At 58.8% G+C, this 20,969-nt stretch carries 21 protein-coding genes and 1 pseudogene; 16 read left to right on the plus strand and 6 right to left on the minus strand.

What is annotated here, in order from left to right:
* Positions 1-154 precede the first annotated feature (154 nt).
* Positions 155-1,555 carry a beta/gamma crystallin-related protein gene (locus IPI80_RS11680; protein WP_413860223.1) on the plus strand — a complete coding sequence of 467 codons (1,401 nt, stop codon included), beginning with the start codon at positions 155-157 and terminating at the stop codon, positions 1,553-1,555.
* 87 nt (positions 1,556-1,642) lie between these two features.
* On the opposite strand, the gene IPI80_RS11685 is transcribed toward IPI80_RS11680, so the two are convergent.
* Positions 1,643-3,424 carry a phospholipase D family protein gene (locus IPI80_RS11685; protein WP_413860225.1) on the minus strand — a complete coding sequence of 594 codons (1,782 nt, stop codon included), beginning with the start codon at positions 3,422-3,424 and terminating at the stop codon, positions 1,643-1,645.
* 230 nt (positions 3,425-3,654) lie between these two features.
* Between IPI80_RS11685 and IPI80_RS11690 the strand changes: the two genes are divergently transcribed.
* The 3 genes from IPI80_RS11690 to ytfE all read left to right on the plus strand — a co-directional run bounded on the left by IPI80_RS11690 (position 3,655) and on the right by ytfE (position 5,597).
* Positions 3,655-3,810 carry a DUF3096 domain-containing protein gene (locus tag IPI80_RS11690; RefSeq protein WP_413860227.1) on the plus strand — a complete coding sequence of 52 codons (156 nt, stop codon included), beginning with the start codon at positions 3,655-3,657 and terminating at the stop codon, positions 3,808-3,810.
* A 152-nt stretch (positions 3,811-3,962) separates the two neighbouring features.
* A complete protein-coding gene (serB, locus tag IPI80_RS11695) occupies positions 3,963-4,691 on the plus strand; it encodes a phosphoserine phosphatase SerB (protein ID WP_413860229.1) in 729 nt (242 codons plus the stop codon).
* A 111-nt stretch (positions 4,692-4,802) separates the two neighbouring features.
* Entirely contained in the window at positions 4,803-5,597 is a 795-nt protein-coding gene (gene ytfE, locus IPI80_RS11700; protein ID WP_413860231.1) for an iron-sulfur cluster repair protein YtfE, read from the plus strand.
* Between the two features lie 21 nt (positions 5,598-5,618).
* On the opposite strand, the gene IPI80_RS11705 is transcribed toward ytfE, so the two are convergent.
* Positions 5,619-6,278, minus strand: a complete 660-nt coding sequence (locus tag IPI80_RS11705) for a DsbA family oxidoreductase (RefSeq protein WP_413860233.1) — start codon at positions 6,276-6,278, stop codon at positions 5,619-5,621.
* A gap of 194 nt (positions 6,279-6,472) precedes the next feature.
* Here IPI80_RS11705 and IPI80_RS11710 point away from each other — a divergent pair, with 194 nt between their 5' ends.
* Complete coding sequence (locus IPI80_RS11710; protein WP_413860421.1) at positions 6,473-7,729, plus strand: DEAD/DEAH box helicase; 1,257 nt, start codon at positions 6,473-6,475, stop codon at positions 7,727-7,729.
* Positions 7,730-7,739: 10 nt separating this feature from the next.
* On the plus strand, positions 7,740-8,336 hold the full coding sequence (locus IPI80_RS11715) for a 3'-5' exonuclease (RefSeq protein WP_413860235.1): 597 nt from the start codon (positions 7,740-7,742) through the stop codon (positions 8,334-8,336).
* 24 nt (positions 8,337-8,360) lie between these two features.
* Here IPI80_RS11715 and IPI80_RS11720 read toward each other — a convergent pair whose 3' ends face one another.
* The 3 genes from IPI80_RS11720 to IPI80_RS11730 form a co-directional block, all read right to left on the minus strand.
* On the minus strand, positions 8,361-8,813 hold the full coding sequence (locus tag IPI80_RS11720; protein ID WP_413860237.1) for a DUF2721 domain-containing protein: 453 nt from the start codon (positions 8,811-8,813) through the stop codon (positions 8,361-8,363).
* Between the two features lie 65 nt (positions 8,814-8,878).
* The gene (locus IPI80_RS11725; RefSeq protein WP_413860239.1) at positions 8,879-9,259 is read right to left on the minus strand and encodes a translation initiation factor Sui1; all 381 of its coding nucleotides are present in this window, start codon (positions 9,257-9,259) and stop codon (positions 8,879-8,881) included.
* Positions 9,260-9,261: 2 nt separating this feature from the next.
* On the minus strand, positions 9,262-10,911 hold the full coding sequence (locus IPI80_RS11730) for an acyl-CoA synthetase (RefSeq protein WP_413860241.1): 1,650 nt from the start codon (positions 10,909-10,911) through the stop codon (positions 9,262-9,264).
* Between the two features lie 136 nt (positions 10,912-11,047).
* Here IPI80_RS11730 and IPI80_RS11735 point away from each other — a divergent pair, with 136 nt between their 5' ends.
* The 10 genes and pseudogenes from IPI80_RS11735 to IPI80_RS11780 all read left to right on the plus strand — a co-directional run bounded on the left by IPI80_RS11735 (position 11,048) and on the right by IPI80_RS11780 (position 19,755).
* Positions 11,048-11,521: a YeeE/YedE family protein gene (locus IPI80_RS11735; protein ID WP_413860243.1), complete on the plus strand. Its 474-nt coding sequence runs from the start codon at positions 11,048-11,050 to the stop codon at positions 11,519-11,521.
* A complete protein-coding gene (locus IPI80_RS11740) occupies positions 11,518-11,940 on the plus strand; it encodes a DUF6691 family protein (RefSeq protein WP_413860245.1) in 423 nt (140 codons plus the stop codon). The genes IPI80_RS11735 and IPI80_RS11740 overlap by 4 nt, the downstream gene beginning before the upstream one ends.
* A gap of 225 nt (positions 11,941-12,165) precedes the next feature.
* Positions 12,166-12,651 carry a hypothetical protein gene (locus IPI80_RS11745; RefSeq protein WP_413860247.1) on the plus strand — a complete coding sequence of 162 codons (486 nt, stop codon included), beginning with the start codon at positions 12,166-12,168 and terminating at the stop codon, positions 12,649-12,651.
* Positions 12,652-12,668: 17 nt separating this feature from the next.
* Positions 12,669-13,922 carry a tetratricopeptide repeat protein gene (locus IPI80_RS11750; protein ID WP_413860249.1) on the plus strand — a complete coding sequence of 418 codons (1,254 nt, stop codon included), beginning with the start codon at positions 12,669-12,671 and terminating at the stop codon, positions 13,920-13,922.
* The gene (locus IPI80_RS11755) at positions 13,919-15,340 is read left to right on the plus strand and encodes a patatin-like phospholipase family protein (protein ID WP_413860251.1); all 1,422 of its coding nucleotides are present in this window, start codon (positions 13,919-13,921) and stop codon (positions 15,338-15,340) included. The genes IPI80_RS11750 and IPI80_RS11755 overlap by 4 nt, the downstream gene beginning before the upstream one ends.
* Before the next feature lie 269 nt (positions 15,341-15,609).
* Positions 15,610-16,218 (plus strand): TetR/AcrR family transcriptional regulator, encoded by a 609-nt coding sequence (locus IPI80_RS11760; protein WP_413860253.1) that lies wholly within the window; start codon positions 15,610-15,612, stop codon positions 16,216-16,218.
* Complete coding sequence (locus IPI80_RS11765) at positions 16,215-17,366, plus strand: efflux RND transporter periplasmic adaptor subunit (RefSeq protein ID WP_413860255.1); 1,152 nt, start codon at positions 16,215-16,217, stop codon at positions 17,364-17,366. The genes IPI80_RS11760 and IPI80_RS11765 overlap by 4 nt, the downstream gene beginning before the upstream one ends.
* The gene (locus IPI80_RS11770; RefSeq protein WP_413860257.1) at positions 17,363-18,574 is read left to right on the plus strand and encodes an ABC transporter permease; all 1,212 of its coding nucleotides are present in this window, start codon (positions 17,363-17,365) and stop codon (positions 18,572-18,574) included. The genes IPI80_RS11765 and IPI80_RS11770 overlap by 4 nt, the downstream gene beginning before the upstream one ends.
* Before the next feature lies 1 nt (position 18,575).
* A pseudogene (locus tag IPI80_RS11775) lies at positions 18,576-19,287 on the plus strand (ABC transporter ATP-binding protein).
* A gap of 60 nt (positions 19,288-19,347) precedes the next feature.
* Complete coding sequence (locus IPI80_RS11780; RefSeq protein WP_413860259.1) at positions 19,348-19,755, plus strand: hypothetical protein; 408 nt, start codon at positions 19,348-19,350, stop codon at positions 19,753-19,755.
* 19 nt (positions 19,756-19,774) lie between these two features.
* Here IPI80_RS11780 and IPI80_RS11785 read toward each other — a convergent pair whose 3' ends face one another.
* Positions 19,775-20,932 (minus strand): NAD(P)/FAD-dependent oxidoreductase, encoded by a 1,158-nt coding sequence (locus tag IPI80_RS11785; protein ID WP_413860261.1) that lies wholly within the window; start codon positions 20,930-20,932, stop codon positions 19,775-19,777.
* Between the last annotated feature and the right edge of the window lie 37 nt (positions 20,933-20,969).

Here is a 20,969-nt window from a genome sequence, read left to right on the forward strand (position 1 = left end):
GACAAAAGAAATTCTAAGTAATTTGTGTGCGCCGGCGTACGGAAGCCGGCTTGTATTGGTGCGACAGTTCCCACTCGACTACCGGGCTCACTTGGAGTTTGGTGCAAACAAGGCGGGAATTTGTAGCCGGCCTCAACTTCTATAGGAGCTAACGATGAAAACACTCACCAAGGCAGCCTTGGCAATCGCGGTGGTCGTAGCAGCCGCACAAGCCAACGCGCAAGTCACTTTTTACGAGAATCAGGGCTTTCAGGGTCGCGCGTTCACTGCGCAAACCAACGTCGCCGACTTTGGCCGTTTCGGCTTTAATGACCGCGCTAGCTCTGTCATGGTGACGGGCGAGCGATGGGAGGTATGCGAAGACGTGCGGTACCTTGGCCGCTGCGTTGTGTTGCGTCCCGGACAGTATTCGACTCTGGGCGCCATGGGTCTGAACGACCGCATCTCCTCGGTGCGCGCCATTAGCCACAGCCAGCGCATCGATGAGCGGCGCTATGCGCCCGCACCGGCACCTGCTGTGGCGCAAATCACTTTTTACGAGGATGAACGCTTCGGCGGGCGCTCGTTTACGACCGACACAGTGGTAGAGGATTTCCGCAACAAAGGTTTCAATGACCGGGTCTCCTCAATCGTCGTGAGCGGCCCCGATCAGTGGGAGGCTTGCGACGATATTCGTTTCAAAGGTAGTTGCGTTGTGTTGCGCGCAGGCCAGTATCCATCACTGCGCGGAACTGGGCTGAACGACCGAATTTCATCGGTTCGCAACATTGCCACCAAGGTGACCCCTCCGGGACCTGCACCAGCTCAAATCATCTTTTTCGAACAGGAGGGCTTCGGGGGACGCAGGATCACTACCGACCGGCCACTAGAAGATCTGTCTAGAAGTGGTTTCAATGACCGCGCATCATCAGCTGTGGTGGTTGGTGACGAGCGCTGGGAGGTCTGCGATAACGCGCGGTTTGACGGTCGCTGCATGGTCTTGCGCCCGGGCCAATATCCATCACTGGCTGCGATGGGTATGAACGACCGCATTTCTTCGGTGCGGAACCTGCGCCGCGATATGCGCATCGACGACCGGAGCTACGCGCCGATGCCGTTGGCCGCGACTGACTATCGTCATCGCAACGACGAGCGTCTGTTTGAGGTTAATGTGACCTCGGTGCGAGCCGTGGTCGGAACACCCGAGAAGCGCTGCTGGGTCGAACGCGGACAAGTGCCCCAGGACCAGACCAATGCCAATGTTCCAGGTGCGGTCGTTGGCGCTCTGCTGGGCGGCATTCTGGGCCATCAGGTCGGTGGCGGCACCGGCAAGGATATTGCCACCGCTGGCGGCGCAATTGCCGGGGCGGTAATCGGCTCAAAAGTAGGCGGCAACGCCAACAACTCACAGGCCGCAACCCAAGATGTACAACGCTGTGAAGTCGTGCCAAGCCAAGCCCGCACCCAGTACTGGGATGTAACCTACGCCTTCAAGGGCCAGGATCATCACATTCAAATGACAGCCCCACCCGGCCCAACGATCACCGTCAACGAGCAGGGTGAGCCACGCAATTGAACGGGGTCTAATGCTGTAACAGATCGTTCGACCGACGCAAGACACCAAAATGGCACTGCAACGCCAAGAATTTCGTCGGTCGACCTTTCACAACATCTCGTCAGGCGCAAAAGGCCCGAGCAGCTTTACTGCCAGCCGCAGCATGGCGCTGGTGTCAGGCTCGGTGGCGCTGTCTTTCAGGTTGGAGCCTTGCGGCGCGCGCCAGACCAAATGGTCGTTTTCGAGCTCTACCCGGTAGGCGCCAGTTGCCATGGTTGGCTCAATCAGCCGACTGGCTTCGGCTGAAATGGCGCGGCTGCGAATGGCAACGGCGACCTCGCTATTTTGCAGTTGTGAGCGTAAATCAAGGTTCATGGAACCCACCACCAGCAACCGGTCGTCCACCACTACCACCTTGGAGTGCAGGCTGGCGCGCGAGCTGCCGCCACCGCCGACGGAGCCGGATGAAATCGTCGCCGCAGAGCCAAAACTGCGGAAGGTGCCTTTCTGTTCAGCGCGCATTTCATACAGCTCAACGCCCATCTCCAGCAGCGCCTTTCGGTAGCGGGCGTAGCCGACATGGGCGGCAGGCGCGTCGTTGGACGCTAGTGAGTTGGTCAATACCCGCACGCGCACGCCGCGTCTTCGCAGGTCGGCAAACTGGCCCATCGTGCGCTCCCCCGGAACAAAATAGGGCGACACAATCAGCAGGCTGGTTTTGGCCTGTGCCATCAGTTGCAGCAGGCCGTCTACGGTAGTGTCTTCGGCAGCTTCCGTGCTATCGGCGTCAGCGGCGATCTTGCCGGGTTTGTCCACCAGCAAGGTTGACGGCGCCCAGGTCCATTTCAGCAGGCGCAGGTCTGTTGAATCCGGTAACGGCGCGATCGTGCTGGCGGCGTTGTCAGCCGTGCTGTCGTTGCTGGTCGGCGCGGTTGCCTGCGGCATGGGCAGCAGGGATTCGGCTGCGGCTATTCCGACGGCGTTATTTGCGGCTGCGACATCGGCAGGTTCGCCTGGCTCACCCGGTTTGCTGTTGGCGAGTGCGGGTTTGAGGGCTTCTATCTCCTGGGCTGTCATCAATGACTGCACCGGGTAGGCCAGCGGGTTGTTCCAGTACGCATCGAAACTGCGCGACAGGTCACGCGCGATGCGCCCGGCTGCCAGCACGTCAATATCTACAAAGTTGGTGCCTGGACTCTGCCCGAAGTAGGTTTCACCCAGGTTGCGACCACCGGTTATGGCCAGTGCGTTGTCAGCCACGAAAATCTTGTTGTGCATGCGACGCTGTATCCGGTCGACGTCGTCAAGGTTCGCGATGATGCGCAAGACCAGCGAACTGCGCCCTCCCGGCAGCGGGTTAAAGAGGCGCAGCTCCATGTTCTTTTCAAATGCCAGTTTGAGCACCTGGGCGTTTTTGCCAGAGGTGTTGAAATCGTCCAACAGGATGCGAATGCGCACACCCCGGGCGGCGGCATCGCGCAGTGCGTCAAACAGGCGATCGGTAGTTTTGTCGGAAAAGATGGCGTAGTACTGAAGGTCCAGGGTCTTTTCAGCGGCCTTGATGAGGGTCATGCGGCTGGAGAAAGCCAGCTCGGCATTGCCAACCAGCGCAAAACCGGAGTCGTTGCGTGTTCCCGCCTTTTTTGCACGGTCAGCGATCACGCTGCCCAGGCGCGTTTGTGTGGGGTTGGCCAAGGCGGTCGAGACGGGCCGGTCGACATGGTCGGGCAGGGATGCGCATGCCGACAGCCACAGCACCGATATCAGGAACAGCCAGTGCACAGTGCGGCTGATGTGTCGGTGGCGCACCGCTGCGCCAAGCCGATCAAACGGGTCAAATGCCTTCAGCGATCCGGGTAAGGTGATGGCGGCGACAGGTAGGGATGACATGGTTCAGGAACGCCTCAAGCGATATCAGCGCAGAACGTATTGGAGCCCGAAAATAGCACGTTATGGCAGGATTTGGTGACCAGCTGGATTTTCGGGCTTGTACGGGAGCTGCCTTGCGGTGGCCCATGCCCCCACTATGTGCGGTGGCACACACACATGCTCAGGCGGGCACGGCATGATCCAGTCTTGGTGAGCCCATTGACTCGCCTAACAACCGTATAGGAATCGATATGAACCTGCATCTTGGCCTTACACCTTTGATCTCGCTGCTCGCTGGCATTCTGATTTTGCTGGTGCCCCGGCTGCTGAACTACATCGTCGCCATTTATCTGATCGTAGTCGGACTGATTGGCATCCTGGGCGCTGGCGCCATGCGTCTGAATTAGGACGTGTATCGTCATGACTTTGCTGATCAACTTTTGGCGATGAGCGATTAAACTAAGCTTTAATAGCTGTTCAGAATTGTTTTGAACGAAATACGCCTATAGCCCTCGTAGATACTACGTAAGTAGCTATTATTTCAATAGCATTTTTACCTATGCAACCTACACCATTCGCACCCGGCCTGGTCCTGCGTAACTTCCAGCCTGGCAAGAAGTTGTCCGACTTCAAGCTCATTGCCTTCGACATGGACTCCACTCTGATCAACATCGAGTGCATCGACGAGATTGCCGACGCGGTGGGCCGCAAAGCCGAGGTGGCGGCCATCACCGAAGCGGCCATGCGCGGTGAGATCACCGACTTCAAAGACAGCCTGCGCCGCCGGGTGGCTTTGCTCAGGGGCGTAACCATCGCAGACCTGGAAGTAGTCTATGTGCAGCGCCTACAACTCAATCCGGGCGCAACCGAACTGGTGGCCGCCTGCAAAGCGGCGGGACTCAAGGTGTTGCTGGTCTCTGGCGGCTTCACGTTCTTTGCCGATCGGGTCAAAGAGCGCCTGGGGATCGACTTTGCGCGCTCCAACTTGCTCGAAATCCACAGCGGCCCCAACTGCGGCCAGCTCACCGGACACGTCATGGAGCAATCCTGGGGCGATATTTGCGACGGTGCGGAGAAGCGCCGCACTTTGCTGGAGGTGGCTTCGCTCTTGGGCATTGAGCCTGCCCAGTGCATTGCCATGGGCGACGGTGCCAATGACCTGCCCATGATGGCAGCGGCCGGCCTGTCGGTGGCCTACCACGCCAAACCCAAGGTCCGCGAGCAAGCCATGGTATCCATCGAGTCTGGTGGGCTGGACCGGCTGCTGGAAGTCCTCTCCCCCATCTGAAATCCGGCCCTCGACTTCCGAGCCGATCGGGTTTAACCAAATCAAACATTCATACGAAGTCCACATTTGCTATAAAATATCTATTTCAAATGAATCTTTAAGGAGACCAGCATGAACGCCCGTCAGCAGTTTGCATCCGACACTTCCGAGCTTGCCGAACAATCTCTGGGCAGCATCGCCGTAAACCTACCGGGCGCCACTGCCGTCTTTCGAGCCGCCAAGCTGGATTTTTGCTGCCATGGCAACGTCAGCCTGCGCCAGGCCGCACAAGATAAAAACCTGGATCTGAATGCGGTTGTGGCCCAATTGGCCGCGCTGGACCACACCGACTCGCTTCCGGACGAAATGACCGTTGAAGCCCTCATCGACCACATCGTTTCCCGTTACCACGATGTTCACCGTGCCCAACTGCCCGAACTGATCCGCATGGCGCACCGGGTAGAGCTCGTGCACAAAGCCAACCCCAACGTACCCGCCGGCTTGGGTAACCTGCTGGAAAGCGTGCAACAAGAACTGCTGGAACACATGATGAAAGAGGAGCAGGTTCTGTTCCCCATGCTGCGCACCGGCGGTCACCCCTTTGTCAGCCAGCCGATCGCCATGATGCGCGCCGAGCACATCACCCATGGTGAGGAGCTTGACCGCATCAACGCGCTGACCAACGATGCCACACCGCCCGAAGGCGCTTGCAATACGTGGCGCGCGCTCTACATTGGCCTGGCGCAGTTTGGTGAAGACCTGCAAAACCACATCCACCTGGAAAACAATGTGCTGTTCCCTGTTTTCGAAGGCGCCCAGGGCGCGGCAACAACCACAGCATCGGCCGCGGTAGCTGCAACGACCGCAGCCACAGCAACGACCACGGGCTGTGGCGGTGGTGGCAACGGCGGCTGCGGCTGCCAGTAGGCCACTAAAGGCGCACCAGGGTTAAGCGCCCTGCTGCGCCGCCAATTGGCGCAGGGCCTTTTCAAACACTTCTGGCGGCTGTCCACCTGAAATCAGGTGGCTGTTGTTAATAACCACTGCCGGCACAGAGTGGATACCCTGCTGCTGGTAATACTGCTCTTGCTCCCGCACATCAGCCGCATAGGCATCGCTGGTCAAAACGGCCTTGGCGCGTTCGCTATCCAGCCCCACCTCGCCCGCCAGCCGCACCAGCACCGTGTGGTTGCTGGGGTCCTCACCATCGGTGAAATAGGCCTTAAGCAGGGCCTTTTTCAGCGCCAGTTGACGCCCTTGCCCTTCCAGATGCGCCCAATGCAACAGGCGATGGGCATCAAACGTGTTGTAGATGCGTGAACGCTTATCCAGGTTGAAGACAAACCCCAATTCGGCGCCACGCGCACGGATAGCCTCGCGAGTGGCTGCCGCCTGCTCGGGTGTGGAGCCGTATTTCCGGCTCAAATGTTCGGTCGTATCCTCGCCACCCGCCACCATCTGGGGGTTCAATTCAAATGGCTGGAAATTCAACTCAACCTGCAACTCCGGCCCGACCCTCTCCAGGGCGGTCTGTAGAGAAGCCAGCCCCACCGCGCACCAGGGGCAGGACACGTCGGATACAAAATCAATTTTTAAGGTCTTGGTCATGGCACCAGTATCGTGCAGTTCACCCAGGGCCTGTCTTGCGCCACGCCAATACCCACAGGCCCAACACCCTTTTTGGCTGTCAGTGGCCAGCCTTCCCCAACCTGGCGGACAGGGAAAATGCGCGAACAAATTCCTGATTCCAAGACTTTCGACCCCCAACTAGGGTTGGTGCCCCATGCCCATGTTTTTCTTCCCTGGGCCTTGCCCCAAACCTGGTCCACGCTGCCAACGCGCTCGGATTCACAGCGCCAACGCCCATTCAAACGCAGGCTATTCCCGTCATCCTGCAAGGCCGTGACCTGCTCGCAACTGCCCAAACCGGCTCTGGCAAGACCGCTGCCTTCGCCCTGCCCTTGTTACAACGGCTACCCACGTTAACGCAAGGCGACAACGAACAAATGGCACGCGCCATTCGCACCCTGATCGTGGTACCCACACGGGAGCTGGCTACTCAAGTGGCTGAGGTGGTGCGTAGCCTGGCTCAGTCACTTCCCAAGCCGCCCAAAGTGATTGCCGTTGCAGGCGGCGTATCCATCAACCCCCAGATGATGGCCCTTCGCGGCGGCGCCGATGTGTTGGTGGCCACACCCGGACGGCTGCTGGATCTGGCAGGTCAAAACGCCATTCAGCTGTCCACCGTGCGCCTCCTGGTGCTCGATGAGGCAGACAGGCTGTTGGACCTGGGCTTCAGCGAAGAGCTGGACAAAATTCTGGCCCAGCTACCCCCCAGCCGGCAAAACCTGTTCTTTTCTGCCACCTTCCCCGAAGCGGTGCAAACGCTGGCCCAGCACCTATTACGTGACCCTGTGCAGTTGGCTGTAACGCCCGATGAACCACATCCCAGTGTCATCACACAACGCGCCATTTTGGTGGACACCAAGCAGCGCACCCAACTGCTGCGCCACCTGATGAAAGACTTGGGCTGGAAGCGGGTATTGGTCTTTGTCGCCACCAAATACGCAGCCGAACTGGTAGCCGAAAAGCTCTACAAGGCGGGCATTTACGCCACCGCCTTTCACGGCGACCTGAGCCAGGGTGCACGCAAGCAGGTGCTGGCCGAATTCAAAAACGAACAGTGGGAGGTGGTCATCACCACCGATCTGGCTGCGCGCGGTATCGATATCATCAAACTACCGGTCGTGGTGAATTACGACCTGCCCCGCTCGGCGGTAGACTATGTGCACCGCATTGGGCGCACCGGGCGCGCCACGGAACCGGGCCTAGCCGTGAGTTTTGTCAGCGCCGACACACAGGCCCACTTTCACCTGATTGAAAAACGCCAGGGCATGCAACTGACGCTGGAACACATAACCGGATTTGAACCCACTGAAGTCGCGGTGCCAACAGCGCCCATCCACGTGGATGGCAACGGCGGCATCAAAGGCAAGCGTCCCAGCAAAAAGGATAAACTGCGCGCTGCCGCCGCCGCTCAGAGCAACGTTGCAACCTGACACTGCGCATATGCACACCACCCACGCCACACCCAGCAAGGACGACATCGCCCTGTTGCCGCCATTTGAGCGTCTGGGCCTGAACCGCATTGTGTTGGTGAGCACGGCTGAAGAGGCATCGCGGGCACGTGATGAACTAGGCCAAGCAGTGGTCTGGGGTTTTGATACCGAGTCCAAGCCCACTTTCGTCAAAGACCAGGTGTCCGAAGGGCCGCACATTGTGCAACTGGCCACAGCCGACCGCGCCTGGGTGTTTCAACTGCACGACCCGGTGTGCCGCGCCATGGTGGGTGATCTATTGGGTACTGCAGGTATCACCAAGGCCGGTTTTGGCTTGGGTGATGACCGCAAACGCATCGTCACCAAATTCGGGATCGAGCCCGCCAACGTGCTCGAACTCAACATTCTGTTTCGACAACGCGGCTACCGCAAGGAAATGGGCGTCAAGGGCGCCGTGGCAGTGTTGTTTAACCAGCGCTTCATCAAGTCCAAGAAGGCAGCGACCTCCAATTGGGCACTCCCCAGACTCACCGAAGCGCAGCTAGTGTACGCGGCCAATGACGCCTACGCTGCGTATCGCGTCTACGAGTTCATGCAAAAAATGTGATGCGCTCAACCAGCGGCAATAGCGCTAGAACTTGCCTGGGATGTGAAAGTTGAGCAAGCGGGTAGCAATATAAGTTTCCAGCAGAAAACACAGCAGCGCCAGCAAAAAACACACAACGCCCGACAGAAAACCACCCACCGCCCAGCGGCTGATTTGAAAGCCCGTGGTCTCGCCCACAAACAGCACGATGATGGTCAGTCCAATGAGAACGCTGCACAAGGTCAGCAAGGCAATGCCGCCGTTGGCCAGCCGGCCACGCTGACGAAGCTCCGACAGCTCGCGCTGGGCACGCTGCAAAAATTCCGGGTCGTCGGAATGGCGGGCACGCTCTTCGACCAATCGCGCCCGGTCAATGATGCGGGCCAAGCGTCCAGCAATGGCGCCAATCATGCCGGACACGGCCGTCAACAGAAACACGGGCGCAACCGCCAGCTGGATTCCGTGTGTGACGGCGTCGGCATCAAGAAACATGGACATGCGGCCCCTTACTCATATTCGTGAAATTCCAATTCAGGTTACATGCTACCTGTTGCCCAACTGAACTACCCGCCCGCGCGTTTGACGGTGAAGCCTTGCGACTTGAGTAGTTGCATGACCCGTTCGCAGTGATCGCCCTGCACTTCGATGACCCCATCTTTCACGGTACCACCACTGCCGCAGGCAGCCTTGAGCTGCTTGCCCAAATCCACCAGCGCAGCAGGCTCCATTAGCGCGCCTTTTACGACGGTGACGGCCTTGCCGCCACGCCCTTTGGTCTCGCGGGAGACCCGCACTACACCGTCACCCGTGGGCACGACTGGCGCCTTGCAGGTGCATTGGGCAATGGGTTGACGACAATCTGGACACATGCGCCCGGAGTCCGTCGAGTACACCAGGCCACCCAAGGCAGCCAGGCCAGAGATACGGGGCTTGCTGGAAGCCATGGCTACTCGAAAGCCGTCTTGGAACGAATGCGGCTGCGCAACTCGAATTTCTGGATCTTGCCGGTGGACGTCTTGGGAATGGACTCAAAACGGATGTCGCGCGGCACTTTATAGCCCGCCAGCAGGGCCTTGCAGTGGGCCACCAGATCGGCCGCAGTCACCTCGGCGCCAGCCTTCAATTCCACATAGGCGACGGGCGTCTCGCCCCACTTTTCGTCGGGCTTGGCCACCACGGCGCAGGACACGACTGCAGGGTGCCGGTACAACGCGTCTTCCACCTCCAGCGAGCTGATGTTCTCGCCACCCGAGATGATGACGTCCTTGCTACGGTCCTTGATTTTGACGTAGCGGTCGCTTTCCATCACCGCCAGGTCACCGGTATGGAACCAGCCACCCTCAAACGCCTGAGCGGTCGCTGTGGGGTTTTTCAGGTACCCCTTCATCACGATATTGCCACGGAACATGATTTCACCCATGGTGCTGCCGTCCGCTGGTGTTTCCACCATGCTCTGGGCGTCCATCACGGTCATGCCTTCCTGAAGTGGGTAGCGCACACCCTGACGGCCATTCAGGCGGGTTTGCTCGGAAAGGCTTTCTGCAGCCCAGCCAGGACGCTTGACCGCCACGGCGGCCGGCCCATAGACCTCGGTCAGACCGTACACGTGGGTGATGTCAAAGCCAATATTTGCCATACCCTCAATCATGGACGCCGGCGGGGCTGCACCCGCCACCATGCCACGCACCTTCTGTCGAATGCCCTCGCGCAGTTCGGCCGGTGCGGCAATCAACAGGTTGTGCACGATAGGTGCGGCGCAGTAGTGGTCCACGCGATGTTCGCGCATGGCTTCCAGAATAGCGGGCGCGTCTACCCTGCGCAGACACACTTGGGTGCCACCCAGCATGGCAACCGTCCAGGCAAAACACCAACCATTGCAGTGGAACAGTGGCAGCGTCCACAAGTAGGTCGGAAAGTGCGGCATCGTCCAGGTGGCGGCGTTGCATACCGCATTGAGGTACGCACCACGATGGTGGGTAACGACACCCTTGGGGTCACCGGTGGTGCCCGATGTGTAGCTCACCGCAATCGCATCCCACTCGTCAACGGGGCCGTCCAGACGCGCCAGCGGTCCGTGGGCAAGCAACAGGGATTCGTACTCAAGTGTGCCCAGGGTCTCGCCATCGCCAGTGTATTCACTATCGCAGACGTCAATGACGGTGATGCTCCGTTGGTGTTCAGTGCGCAGCTGGTGCAGTGCCTCGCGCATGACGGGTGCGTACTCTCGGTCGGTAATCAGCACCTGGGCTTCGCAGTGCATCATCTGCCAAGCTAGCAGGTGCGCATCGAGCCGGGTGTTGAGGGTATTGAGCACGGCATTGATGGCCGGCACGGCGTAGTGCGCCTCAATCATTTCGGGTGTATTGGGCAGCATCACGCTGACCGTATTGCCACGCTGCACGCCCAGCACACGCAGCGCTGCGGCCAGGCGCGCCGAGCGCTCACGTGTCTGCGCCCAGGTGTAGCGACGCGCGCCATGCACGACGGCCGGCAAGTCACCAAATACTTCGGCACTGCGCTCCACAAAGCCGGTTGGCGACAGCGCAACGTAGTTGGCGGGATTCTTGTCAAGATCCTGATCGAAGATGGAATTCACGCTGACTCCTGTAGTTTGCCCATGTTTGACCGATTTTTAACACGTTGCGCTTGCAATGTACCGGCAGATCGCTGGCAGCACGTTGCGGGTAGCCGCTGTATGCTTTCACCTTTTTGCGCAATACACGGGGGTCGGCATGATGCAATCGCTTTTCCCGCTGGGCTGGGAACACTACCTGCTGGGCGGCCTTTTGATCGGAACCGGTGTAAGCCTGCTCTACCTGCTGACCGGCTGGGTGGGCGGTATGAGCACGGTGTTCAGCAGCACCTGGTCGTTCGTGTCGTCGCGGGCCTTCTTCCAGCAGGCCCGTTTTACGGACACACGTGCCTGGCGTCTGGTGTTTGCCGCCGGATTGATCGTGGGTGCTGCCATCTGGTGGATCACTCTGGGGCCCAGCCCGCCGTTGCACACGGGCATTCCGCTGTGGCAACTCGGTGTCGGAGGCGTGCTGGTGGGTTTTGGAGCCCGGTTGTCGAACGGTTGCACGTCAGGCCACGGCATCTGCGGCCTGGGCTCGTTACAGTGGCCTTCCCTGGTGGCGGTTCTGACCTTTATGGCCACGGGTTTCGCCACAGCCAACGCCGTTCTGTACCTGGGAGCACACGGATGACGTCAAAACAATTCCTCGCCGTATTGGCCAGTGGCGCCCTGTTTGGCTTTGGCCTGGCGGTTTCCACCATGGTGTCGCCCGAAGTGGTTCTGAGCTTTTTGCGCTTTCAGGACTTTGGCCTGATGCTGGTTATGGGTGGTGCGGTGTGCGTGACCGTCATCACCTACCAGTGGGCTCCGCGCGTGATGCGTCGCCCGATGCTGGGCGACCATTTTGCACACCGCCCTTCAGTGATGGACCGCGACACCCTCGTTGGCGCCGCCATTTTTGGCGCGGGCTGGGGCTTGTGCGGCGTATGCCCTGGGCCTGCGATTGCCGGGCTGGGCACGGGAAATATGGCGCTGCTGGTAGCACTGGGGGGTATCGCGGTGGGCGCCTATGTGCAGGGTTGGCTGGCAGACCAACGCACCAAGGCCTGACACAGCACCAATGCGGTGTCGAATTGCAGCGACCGGCAGAGTGGGGCCAATGCTTCGGTCATAGCGCCCAAAGCCCATTCCAGTCATGATCGAGACAGTGCGAATGTCATCGTTCACGTTCGGGCATTCGCACAGGACACAATGGATGTTTGCGCCATTCTCTGCAACCCGCCCCAGAACCGGTGTACAGTTTCGCCCACGTTCAACCCACAAGGTTTTATTCCTATGCCCACCATTCGCATTCTGTATTCTTCTCTGCTGGCTGTTGCACTGCTGACGCAACCCGCATTCGCACAAAACAAGGCCGCCATCGGTAAATCCGCTTCTGAATTTTTGAAGCTCTCTGGAAGTTTGGCCGCCAGCCTGGCTGACCTGACCAAGCGCACCAAAACGGCATCTCCCAATGACAAGGACATGCTCAAGCTGGTAACCCAGCAACTTGCTCTGGTGGACGCCACCAACGACGGCGTACTGGCGTTGGGCGTGGTGGCTGCAGAAGTGCGTGACGCCGCCGACCTGACCATCGTCAAGAAGCATCTGGCCAACCGCTGCATCGCGCTCAAATCGTTGACCGATGGCACCGGCAAATACTTGGGCAGCCTGGTCTCCAACATCGCCGCGGTGGCCACCGTGGCCGAAGTAAAGAAAGCGCAAGATATCGTTGTGCAATTGGGGCAACATGCGCTGTGCAACCCCGGTTCTGGCAAGTAATGAAAGACCAAATGACCATGCGTATTATTCAAGCAAGCACCCTATTGGCCTGTGTACTGGCCATTGGCCTCGTGAATGCCCAAACCGCCGCAACCCCTGCTGCGGCTGCTTCGGCACCCACTGCACCGGGTGTTCGCGCCAATTTGAGCGCACCGCTACTGGATGCGCAGAATCTCATCAAAGAGAACAAGTTTGCTGCCGCCAAAGAAAAACTCCAGATCGCCCAGGCAGTAGCAGACAAGACCCCCTACGAGTCCTACATCATCGACCGATTGGCATTGAGTATTGCCATAGGCGAAGAAGACGCCGCTGGTGCAACCAAATTGCTTGAGCAAATCCTGCAATTGGACAAGGCAGGTGCATGGCTCAAGGGGGACGAATCGCTGCGGTTAATGCAGGCGGTTGGCATTGTTCACTACCGCGCCAAGGACTACACCAAGGCCGCTGCATGGATGGATCGCAATATCCAGGCCGGCGGAACCGAGCAAGCCGTCAAAGATGTGCGTATTCAATCGTTGTTGCTTGCAGGTAATCTGGCCCGTGGCAGTGATCTCATTGATGAAGAAATCGCACTGGACGAAAAGGCCAAAAAGAACCCTTCGCAAGCCCACCTGACGATGCTGGCACAGGCCCGCACGAACCTCAAGGACACGGCCGCCTCGACCCGGGCGCTGGAGAAGCTGGTTAAGTACTACCCCACAAAGGAACATTGGCGCTCGCTGATCAACCGTCTGCTGAACCGCTCCGACCTGTCCATCCGCCTGCAACTTGACACTTTGCGGCTGGCTTTTTTCACCCGCGCCCTAGAAGATGCGGTGGACTATACGGACTACATTGAACTGGCCCAAAAGGCGGGCTATTCCGCTGAAGGCCTGAGCGCTTATGAGCGAGGTGCGGCCGAAGGACTATTGGGAAACACCGACGCCCACAAGAAGCTGCGCACCAAGCTGGCCCACGAGGTCGAACAAGACCGCAAGACTCTGGCAGCTGACACCATCAGTGCATTGAAGAAGCCCGACGGCTTTGCCCTGTTCAACCTGGGCTTCAACCAGGTGGGCATGCAGCAGTTCGACAAAGGGCTGGAGTTGATGGAAAAAGGCATTGCCAAGGGCATCCCCAAGCACCCAGAAGATGCCCGCCTGCACCTGGCGGTTGCCTATGCCCAGGCCGGTCAGAACGACAAGGCTCTGCAAACATTTGCCACGGTTTCCGGCCCTGAAGGCCTGGACGACTTGGTGCGCTATTGGACCTGGGCTGTTCGCAAGCCTTGAGCCATTTCACTGGCTGGCGGAGATGGGTGGGCCTGGTATTGCTAGGCCTGTTCGTATTGCTGGGCGGCTGTACCACGCTGATACTGCCACCCAAACCGGCCGCGCTACTGGACACCGTCAGCCCCCAATACGGCTACCGTTTCTCCAACCTATCGCCCGGACCGGACAATAGTGATGGTCTTTTTGTGGTGTTGTCCATCTCGGGAGGCGGCACGCGATCAGCAGCGCTAGCCTACGGCGTGCTGCAAAAACTGCGTGACACTCCCATCCACTGGAATGGCAAGCCACGGCGCTTGCTCGATGAGATTGACGTCATCAACTCGGTCTCGGGTGGCAGTTATGCTGCGGCGTACTTCGGATTGCATGGCGACGCCTTCTTCTCGGAATTTCCTGAGCGCTTTCTCTATGCCGACTTTCAGACCGAGCTATGGGACCACTACGTGTCTGTCAACGGCATGGCCCAAGTGCTGGGCTGGTCCAACAACGACCGGGTAGATTTGCTCAGCGCCATCATCGAGCGGCGCCTGTTCACTGGCAAAACCTATGCCGACCTGCTGGCCCGTCGGCAACGCCCCTTGATAGTGATCCACGCCACCGATTTGAACCGCGGCGCCGACTTTCAGTTCACCCAGGACCAGTTCGACCCGCTGTGCACTGACCTATCCACCCTGCCGATTTCGCGCGCGGTAGCTGCTTCCAGTGCAGTGCCCATTCTGTTTGGACCGGTGACCTTGAAAAACCACGGTGGGCATTGCGGCTACAAGCAGCCCCACTGGGTGCAGCAAGCAACCGGGGGTACACAGGACGAGTCCTGGGCCTTGCGCGCACAACGCCATGCCGCCGACTTTGACTCGTACCTGAATTCCAGCGAAACCGATGGCCGCCCTTGGATTCACCTGATCGACGGTGGCGTGTCGGACAACCTGGGTCTGCGCGGGCCACTGGAATCCAGCGTGGTGCGAGGTGGCTTCGGGCCGTTGCTCAAACGCATGGGTGTGAGCGGAGTGCGCAAGGTGGTTTTTCTGGTGGTAAGCGCCGAGGTACTACCGGACTCAGGCATTGACCAAACGGGCGAGCCACCCAGCATCCGTCAGATGGCTTCTGCCGTGTTGGATGCATTGATGAACAATATTTCGTTCGAAACGAAAACTTGGCTCCGAACCAGCTTCCATTACTGGCGCCAGGAAGCACTGGAGCTATCCCGCCAGCCAGACAGCCCCTACGACGGCGTGCCCGAGTTTTACCTGATCGAAACAAGCCTACAAGACATTGCCGACAAAACCCAGCGCGACCGGATGATGGCAGTGCCTACGACCTTCAAATTAGCGCCTGAGCAGGTGCGCGCACTGGTCAGTGTCGGCGGGGATTTACTGGACCAGGCCCCTGAGTTTCAACGGTTGGTGAAAGACCTTCAGTAGCAAAATTACCATCGGTCAAATTGGCCTCTAGCCCTCGTGTAAATTTACTTGGTAGCTATACTATTAATAGCATTTTTCGATTGGACTGACTATGGATTGGCTCAGTTCACATCACTCCAATTAAACCAATAGGTCAATAGTTTGATTCAGCCAAAGGAACGTCGACTCTCGTAGGGCGCGTTCGAGAGGCGCTTCCGCTTTTCTTGTAGACTTCAATTCTTGGTGATAAGATAGTAATTAATTACTACCTTTTACAAGGATCTTCCTCCGTGGATACCCCTACAAAGAACCTTCCGGCACATGAACGACGTGCAATGACCGTCGAATCCGTCGTCGAACTTGCCGGCATACAAAATCCTAGCGAGATCACCACTGCAGCGATTGCCAAACACATGAACCTGACCCAAGGCGCGCTGTTTCGGCACTTCCCGAGCAAAGAAGCCATTTGGCAGGCGGTCATGGAGTGGGTGGCCGAACGACTTCTGACACGAATTGATCGTTCGACTCAAGGGATCGAGTCACCCTTGGCCGCCATGGAGGCCATGTTCATGAGTCATATCGAATTTGTGGCGGAGCACCCCGGTGTGCCCAGGATGATGTTTGGCGAGCTTCAACGTGCCGAATCGACGCCGGCCAAGCGCATGGTGCAGACCTTGATTCAACGTTACAGCGAGCGTCTGCTTCGTCTCGTTGAGCAAGGCAAGGCAAACGGTGAGTTGTCTTTCTCACTGGATAGCGAGGCTGCAGCGACGCTGTTCATTGGCACGATTCAGGGATTGATCATGCAGTCACTGCTCGCTGGTGATGTGACAAAAATGCAGCGCGATGCGCCAAGAGTATTTGCAATCTACCGACGTGGTATCAGGAGTACACAATGAAAAAATTACCTTTGCAAAGTCGCACACTGGCACTGCTGGCCGTCATCGTTTTCTTGCTCGTGGTCTTCATCTATGTGGGTCTGCGATCTGGACCGCTCGCACCGGTTGCAGTCACGCTTGCAACCGTTGAGTCAAGGGCGGTCACGCCAGCGTTGTTTGGCATCGGCACGGTAGAGGCGCGCTACACCTACAAGATCGGGCCCACATTCGCCGGGCGTGTCAAGAGCCTGGATGTGCATGTGGGAGATCAGGTCAAGGCCGGACAGATGCTTGGTGAGATGGAGCCGGTTGATCTCGATGACCGGGTTCGCTCACAAAACTCTTCTTTCAAGCGTTCAGAGGCGGCTTTGCGCGAGGCAGAGGCTCGGCAAATCTACGCACAAACCCAGGCACGCCGCTACGAGCAACTGTTTGCAGTGCGCTCAGTGAGCGAGGAAATGGTAACCACCAAGCGCCAGGAACTGCAGATTGCCGATGCAGCAGTATCTGCCGCTCGGGAAGACAGTGCCCGCACACGCTCAGACCGCGAAGGGCTGGTCGCGCAGAGGAGCAATCTGCGCCTGATCGCGCCGGTCGATGGCGTGGTCGCCGTGCGGGATGCCGACCCTGGCACGACCATCGTTGCTGGCCAGGCGGTGGTAGAAATCATCGACACCAAAAGCCTGTGGGTCAACGTACGCTTCGACCAGATTAGCGCATCAGGGCTGACCGGAGAACTACCGGCACGCATCGTTTTGCGTTCCCGCAGCGGCCAGACATTGAAGGGCCGGGTGCTGCGCGTAGAGCCCAAGGCAGATGCAATAACAGAGGAAATGCTGGCTAAAGTGGTCTTCGATACCATCCCACAACCGCTGCCGCCGATGGGTGAACTGGCCGAGGTTACGGTCGATCTGCCGGCGCTTGCAGCGGCGCCAACCATCTCCAATGCTGCCGTCCAGCGCGAAGGCGACAAGGTCGGTGTCTGGCAAATCGTCGACGGCGACCTGCGTTTTTCCCCAATCAAACTCGGCGTTTCGGACCTGAATGGTTTCGTACAGGTCCGCGACGGACTCAATGTGGGCGACCAAATTGTCACCTATAGCGAAAAGAAGCTGACGCAGAAGAGCCGCATCCACACCGTCGACCGGATTCCGGGAGTGTCTCGATGATTAGCCTGGCCGGACGCGACATTCTCCATTCCTGGGGAAAGTTCGTCTTCACCGGTGTCGGCCTGGGTCTGCTGATTGGTGTCACCCTGGTCATGGCGGGCGTGTATCGGGGCATGGTGGATGACGGCAAAGCATTGCTGGACAACAGTGGCGCTGACTTGTGGGTAGTGCAACGCGACACGCTAGGCCCCTATGCGGAGTCATCCAGCATCAACGACGGCACATATCGCACCATCCTGGCCATGCCGGGCGTCGCCCGGGCTTCGAACATTACCTACCTGACCATGCAGGTGCGCAAAGACGAAGGCAAGAGCGATGTACGTGCCATGATCGTCGGCATCGCGCCGGGCGAATTGGGAGTCACACCCGGTTGGCCGCCGTATCTTATCGCCGGACGCCAGCTTACCCGCGGTCACTATGAGGCGGTGGCAGACATCGCATCCGGCTTCAAACTCGGAGATCGCATTGCCATCCGGCGCAACCACTACACCATCGTGGGTTTGACCCGGCGCATGGTGTCCTCCAGTGGCGACCCGATGCTATTTATCCCGCTCAAGGACGCCCAGGAGGCGCAATTCCTCAAAGACAACGATGCGATTTGGCAAAGCCGACGGCGCACCGAAGCCAACCCCGCCTTTAATCAAGCAGGCGTTCCCGGTCTACTCGATGCGGTAATTGCTTCGCAAAGCACCAATGCTTTTGTCAATGCCGTATTGGTCACACTCAAACCCGGCCACGCACCAGACGAGGTGGCCGAATCCATCCGGCGCTGGAAGCGTTTGACGGTCTACACCCGGGCGCAGATGGAGGACATCCTCGTCGGCAAATTGATCGCCACCTCGGCCAAGCAGATCGGCATGTTCCTGGCCATTTTGGCCATTGTCAGCGCCGCCATTGTGGCGTTCATCATCTATTCGCTAACAATGGACAAGATCCGTGAGATCGCGGTGTTAAAGCTCATCGGCACCCGCAACCGGACCATCGCCGCAATGATCCTTCAACAGGCTCTCGCCTTGGGCGTGATCGGCTTTGTGGTCGGCAAGATCACTGCGACGTTTGCAGCACCGCTCTTCCCAAAGTATGTGCTGTTGATACCGTTCGACACCATCGCCGGTTTTTTCACCGTACTCGTGATTTGTGTTCTGGCCAGCCTCGTCGCCATTCGCATGGCACTCAAGGTCGATCCGGCCGAAGCGATTGGAGGGTGAGATGATGGGTAAAGGCATTCGCATCGAAGGAATAAAGAAGCGCTATGGTGAGGGTGACACAGCCGTCGACGCCCTGAAGGGCGTGGACATGGTAGTAGCACCCGGCGAGGTGGTTGGGTTGATTGGCCCTTCCGGCTCAGGCAAAAGCACTTTGCTCAAATGTTTGGGCGCAGTGATCGACCCTACTGCCGGGCGTATGACGCTGGGTGATGAAGTGATCTACGATGAGGGTTGGAAAGTGCGCGACCTGCGAGCCTTGCGGCGCGACAAGATCGGCTTCGTGTTTCAGGCCCCCCTATTTGATTCCATTTCTTGATGTCACGGACAACGTGGCGTTGCTACCGATGCTCGCGGGCGTGCCCAACGGCGAGGCGCGCAAGCGTGCGCTGGATCTGCTCACTGCTCTGGACGTGCAACACCGGGCAAAAGCCATGCCTTCGCAGCTTTCGGGTGGCGAACAACAACGCGTTGCCATTGCGCGCGGCTTGGTCAATCGTCCACCGGTAATCCTGGCTGATGAACCCACCGCACCATTGGATTCAGAACGCGCCATGGCCGTCATCCGAATCCTCAACGATATGGCGCGCAAATACGAAACCGCCATCATTGTCGTCACGCATGACGAGAAAATTATCCCGACCTTCAAACGCATCTACCACATCCGCGACGGAGTGACCCATGAGGAAGCGGGTGAAGGACGGGGGTTTGAATGATCGCTGGGACGGGCGGTCTGGGAATATCCAGAACTACTAAATGAACTGAGAGGAATACGCATGACGACACATAAGCAGCGCAGCGTCTGGGTCCGGGTGATTTCCCTAGTCGCTGTTGGATTTGGCCTGCTGACCATCAAAGAAGGCGGAACGGTCCTGTTCGGTGGCGAGGCTGCACGCGCCTCTGCCGGAAATTATGTGCCATTTGTTCTCTGGTTCAACTTCGTAGCAGGTTTTGCGTATGTCATCGCCGGCGCTGGGCTATGGATGCAGCAGCGTTGGGCTGCGTTACTGGCCGTCGCCATTGTCGCTGCAACAGCGCTCACTTTCGCAGCCTTTGGCGTGCACGTGTATTTTGGTGGCGCCTACGAGCCGCGTACGGTGATCGCCATGAGCCTGCGCACGTTGGTCTGGGCCGTGATTGCCGCCGTCGCCTGGCGCCAGTTGTTGCGGCGTCGTGTTATTTGACCCAGCCCGGCAATTGGATTCAAGTTTTGCTCAGTCGCTGCGGCCCCAGCATTTCAGCCGTCAGCCCCTGGGCCGCAATGTGCGTCGGCAAAGGCAGACGGCGCGCCAACGCGGCGCAGGCTTCGCCCATGGCGGGCGCCGTCTGGATACCGTAGCCGCCCTGCGCGGCCACCCAGAGGAATGCTGGCGCCTTGGCGTCCATGCCGCCCACCAGCCCGCCATCAGCCACAAAGGAGCGCAAGCCGGCCCAGGTGCGTTGCGGGCGGCGTATTTCCAGCGTGGTCATTTCACCGATGGCGTGCATGGCCATGGCAATATCCAGTTCTTCGGGTTGAACGTCCTGTGGTGGAACAGGGTCTGCATTGGCGGGCGAACCCAGCAACATGCTGGCATCGGGTTTGATGTACCAATCTTCTCCCGCGCTGTAGGTCATGGGCCACTTTTCTACTGACACCCCTTCAGGCGGTGCAAACACAAAGGCCGAACGTCTGCAAGGTTGCAGGCCAATCGATTGGGCACCGGCCAGACGCCCCAGTTCATCTGCCCAGGCGCCAGCAGCGTTGATCACCACTTTCGCCGTCCAGGTGCGCCCATCAGCTGCCTGCACATGCCACACGGTTCCATCGTAGCGCAGGCCAACCACCTCGGCATCACAGGCCAGCGTGCCACCCTGGCGGCGCATGCCTTTGAGGAAACCCTGATGGATAGCGTGCACGTCCATGTCGGTGGCATCGGGCTCATAGTTGGCGCCGACAACCACATCGGACCGCAAAACCGGAACGAGCACCTGGGCCTCTTGCGTCGTTAGGCGCCGCGCCAAAGGCGACAACTGCTGGAGCACCTGCCAGTGGGCATCCAACGCCTCCGTTTGCTCAGCAGATGCCACCATCATCGCGCCACGCGGGCTAATCAGGGGATGTTCGGAAAAACCTTCTGGTGGGTTGGCATAGAACGGCAGGCTGGCCAGCGACAAAGCCCGCACCTGCGGCCCACCATAACTGGCCATGAACAGCGCGGCAGAACGGCCGGTGGAATGGTATCCAGGCTGGGATTCGCGCTCCAGCAGAGTAACCTGACCATGTGGTGCCAAATAGTACGCCACCGATGCACCGGCGATACCGGCACCCACAATGAGAAAGTCGCTGGATTCTGAAGCAACGGGTTGGGATGATGCCATGGTATTCCTTTGCTAAAAGGCCTGTGTGAACCTGCCA

The sequence above is a fragment of the Candidatus Aalborgicola defluviihabitans genome, assembly GCF_016705985.1.
Classification (GTDB): domain Bacteria; phylum Pseudomonadota; class Gammaproteobacteria; order Burkholderiales; family Burkholderiaceae_C; genus Allorhodoferax; species Allorhodoferax defluviihabitans.

What these genes read in the sequence shown, in the direction of transcription:
- IPI80_RS11680 (WP_413860223.1), top strand. Translation starts at nt 155, where the DNA reads ATGAAAACACTCACCAAGGCAGCCTTGGCAATCGCGGTGGTCGTAGCA.
- IPI80_RS11685 (WP_413860225.1), bottom strand. Translation starts at nt 3,424, where the DNA reads ATGTCATCCCTACCTGTCGCCGCCATCACCTTACCCGGATCGCTGAAG.
- IPI80_RS11690 (WP_413860227.1), top strand. Translation starts at nt 3,655, where the DNA reads ATGAACCTGCATCTTGGCCTTACACCTTTGATCTCGCTGCTCGCTGGC.
- serB (WP_413860229.1), top strand. Translation starts at nt 3,963, where the DNA reads ATGCAACCTACACCATTCGCACCCGGCCTGGTCCTGCGTAACTTCCAG.
- ytfE (WP_413860231.1), top strand. Translation starts at nt 4,803, where the DNA reads ATGAACGCCCGTCAGCAGTTTGCATCCGACACTTCCGAGCTTGCCGAA.
- IPI80_RS11705 (WP_413860233.1), bottom strand. Translation starts at nt 6,278, where the DNA reads ATGACCAAGACCTTAAAAATTGATTTTGTATCCGACGTGTCCTGCCCC.
- IPI80_RS11715 (WP_413860235.1), top strand. Translation starts at nt 7,740, where the DNA reads ATGCACACCACCCACGCCACACCCAGCAAGGACGACATCGCCCTGTTG.
- IPI80_RS11720 (WP_413860237.1), bottom strand. Translation starts at nt 8,813, where the DNA reads ATGTCCATGTTTCTTGATGCCGACGCCGTCACACACGGAATCCAGCTG.
- IPI80_RS11725 (WP_413860239.1), bottom strand. Translation starts at nt 9,259, where the DNA reads ATGGCTTCCAGCAAGCCCCGTATCTCTGGCCTGGCTGCCTTGGGTGGC.
- IPI80_RS11735 (WP_413860243.1), top strand. Translation starts at nt 11,048, where the DNA reads ATGATGCAATCGCTTTTCCCGCTGGGCTGGGAACACTACCTGCTGGGC.
- IPI80_RS11740 (WP_413860245.1), top strand. Translation starts at nt 11,518, where the DNA reads ATGACGTCAAAACAATTCCTCGCCGTATTGGCCAGTGGCGCCCTGTTT.
- IPI80_RS11745 (WP_413860247.1), top strand. Translation starts at nt 12,166, where the DNA reads ATGCCCACCATTCGCATTCTGTATTCTTCTCTGCTGGCTGTTGCACTG.
- IPI80_RS11750 (WP_413860249.1), top strand. Translation starts at nt 12,669, where the DNA reads ATGCGTATTATTCAAGCAAGCACCCTATTGGCCTGTGTACTGGCCATT.
- IPI80_RS11765 (WP_413860255.1), top strand. Translation starts at nt 16,215, where the DNA reads ATGAAAAAATTACCTTTGCAAAGTCGCACACTGGCACTGCTGGCCGTC.
- IPI80_RS11770 (WP_413860257.1), top strand. Translation starts at nt 17,363, where the DNA reads ATGATTAGCCTGGCCGGACGCGACATTCTCCATTCCTGGGGAAAGTTC.
- IPI80_RS11780 (WP_413860259.1), top strand. Translation starts at nt 19,348, where the DNA reads ATGACGACACATAAGCAGCGCAGCGTCTGGGTCCGGGTGATTTCCCTA.
- IPI80_RS11785 (WP_413860261.1), bottom strand. Translation starts at nt 20,932, where the DNA reads ATGGCATCATCCCAACCCGTTGCTTCAGAATCCAGCGACTTTCTCATT.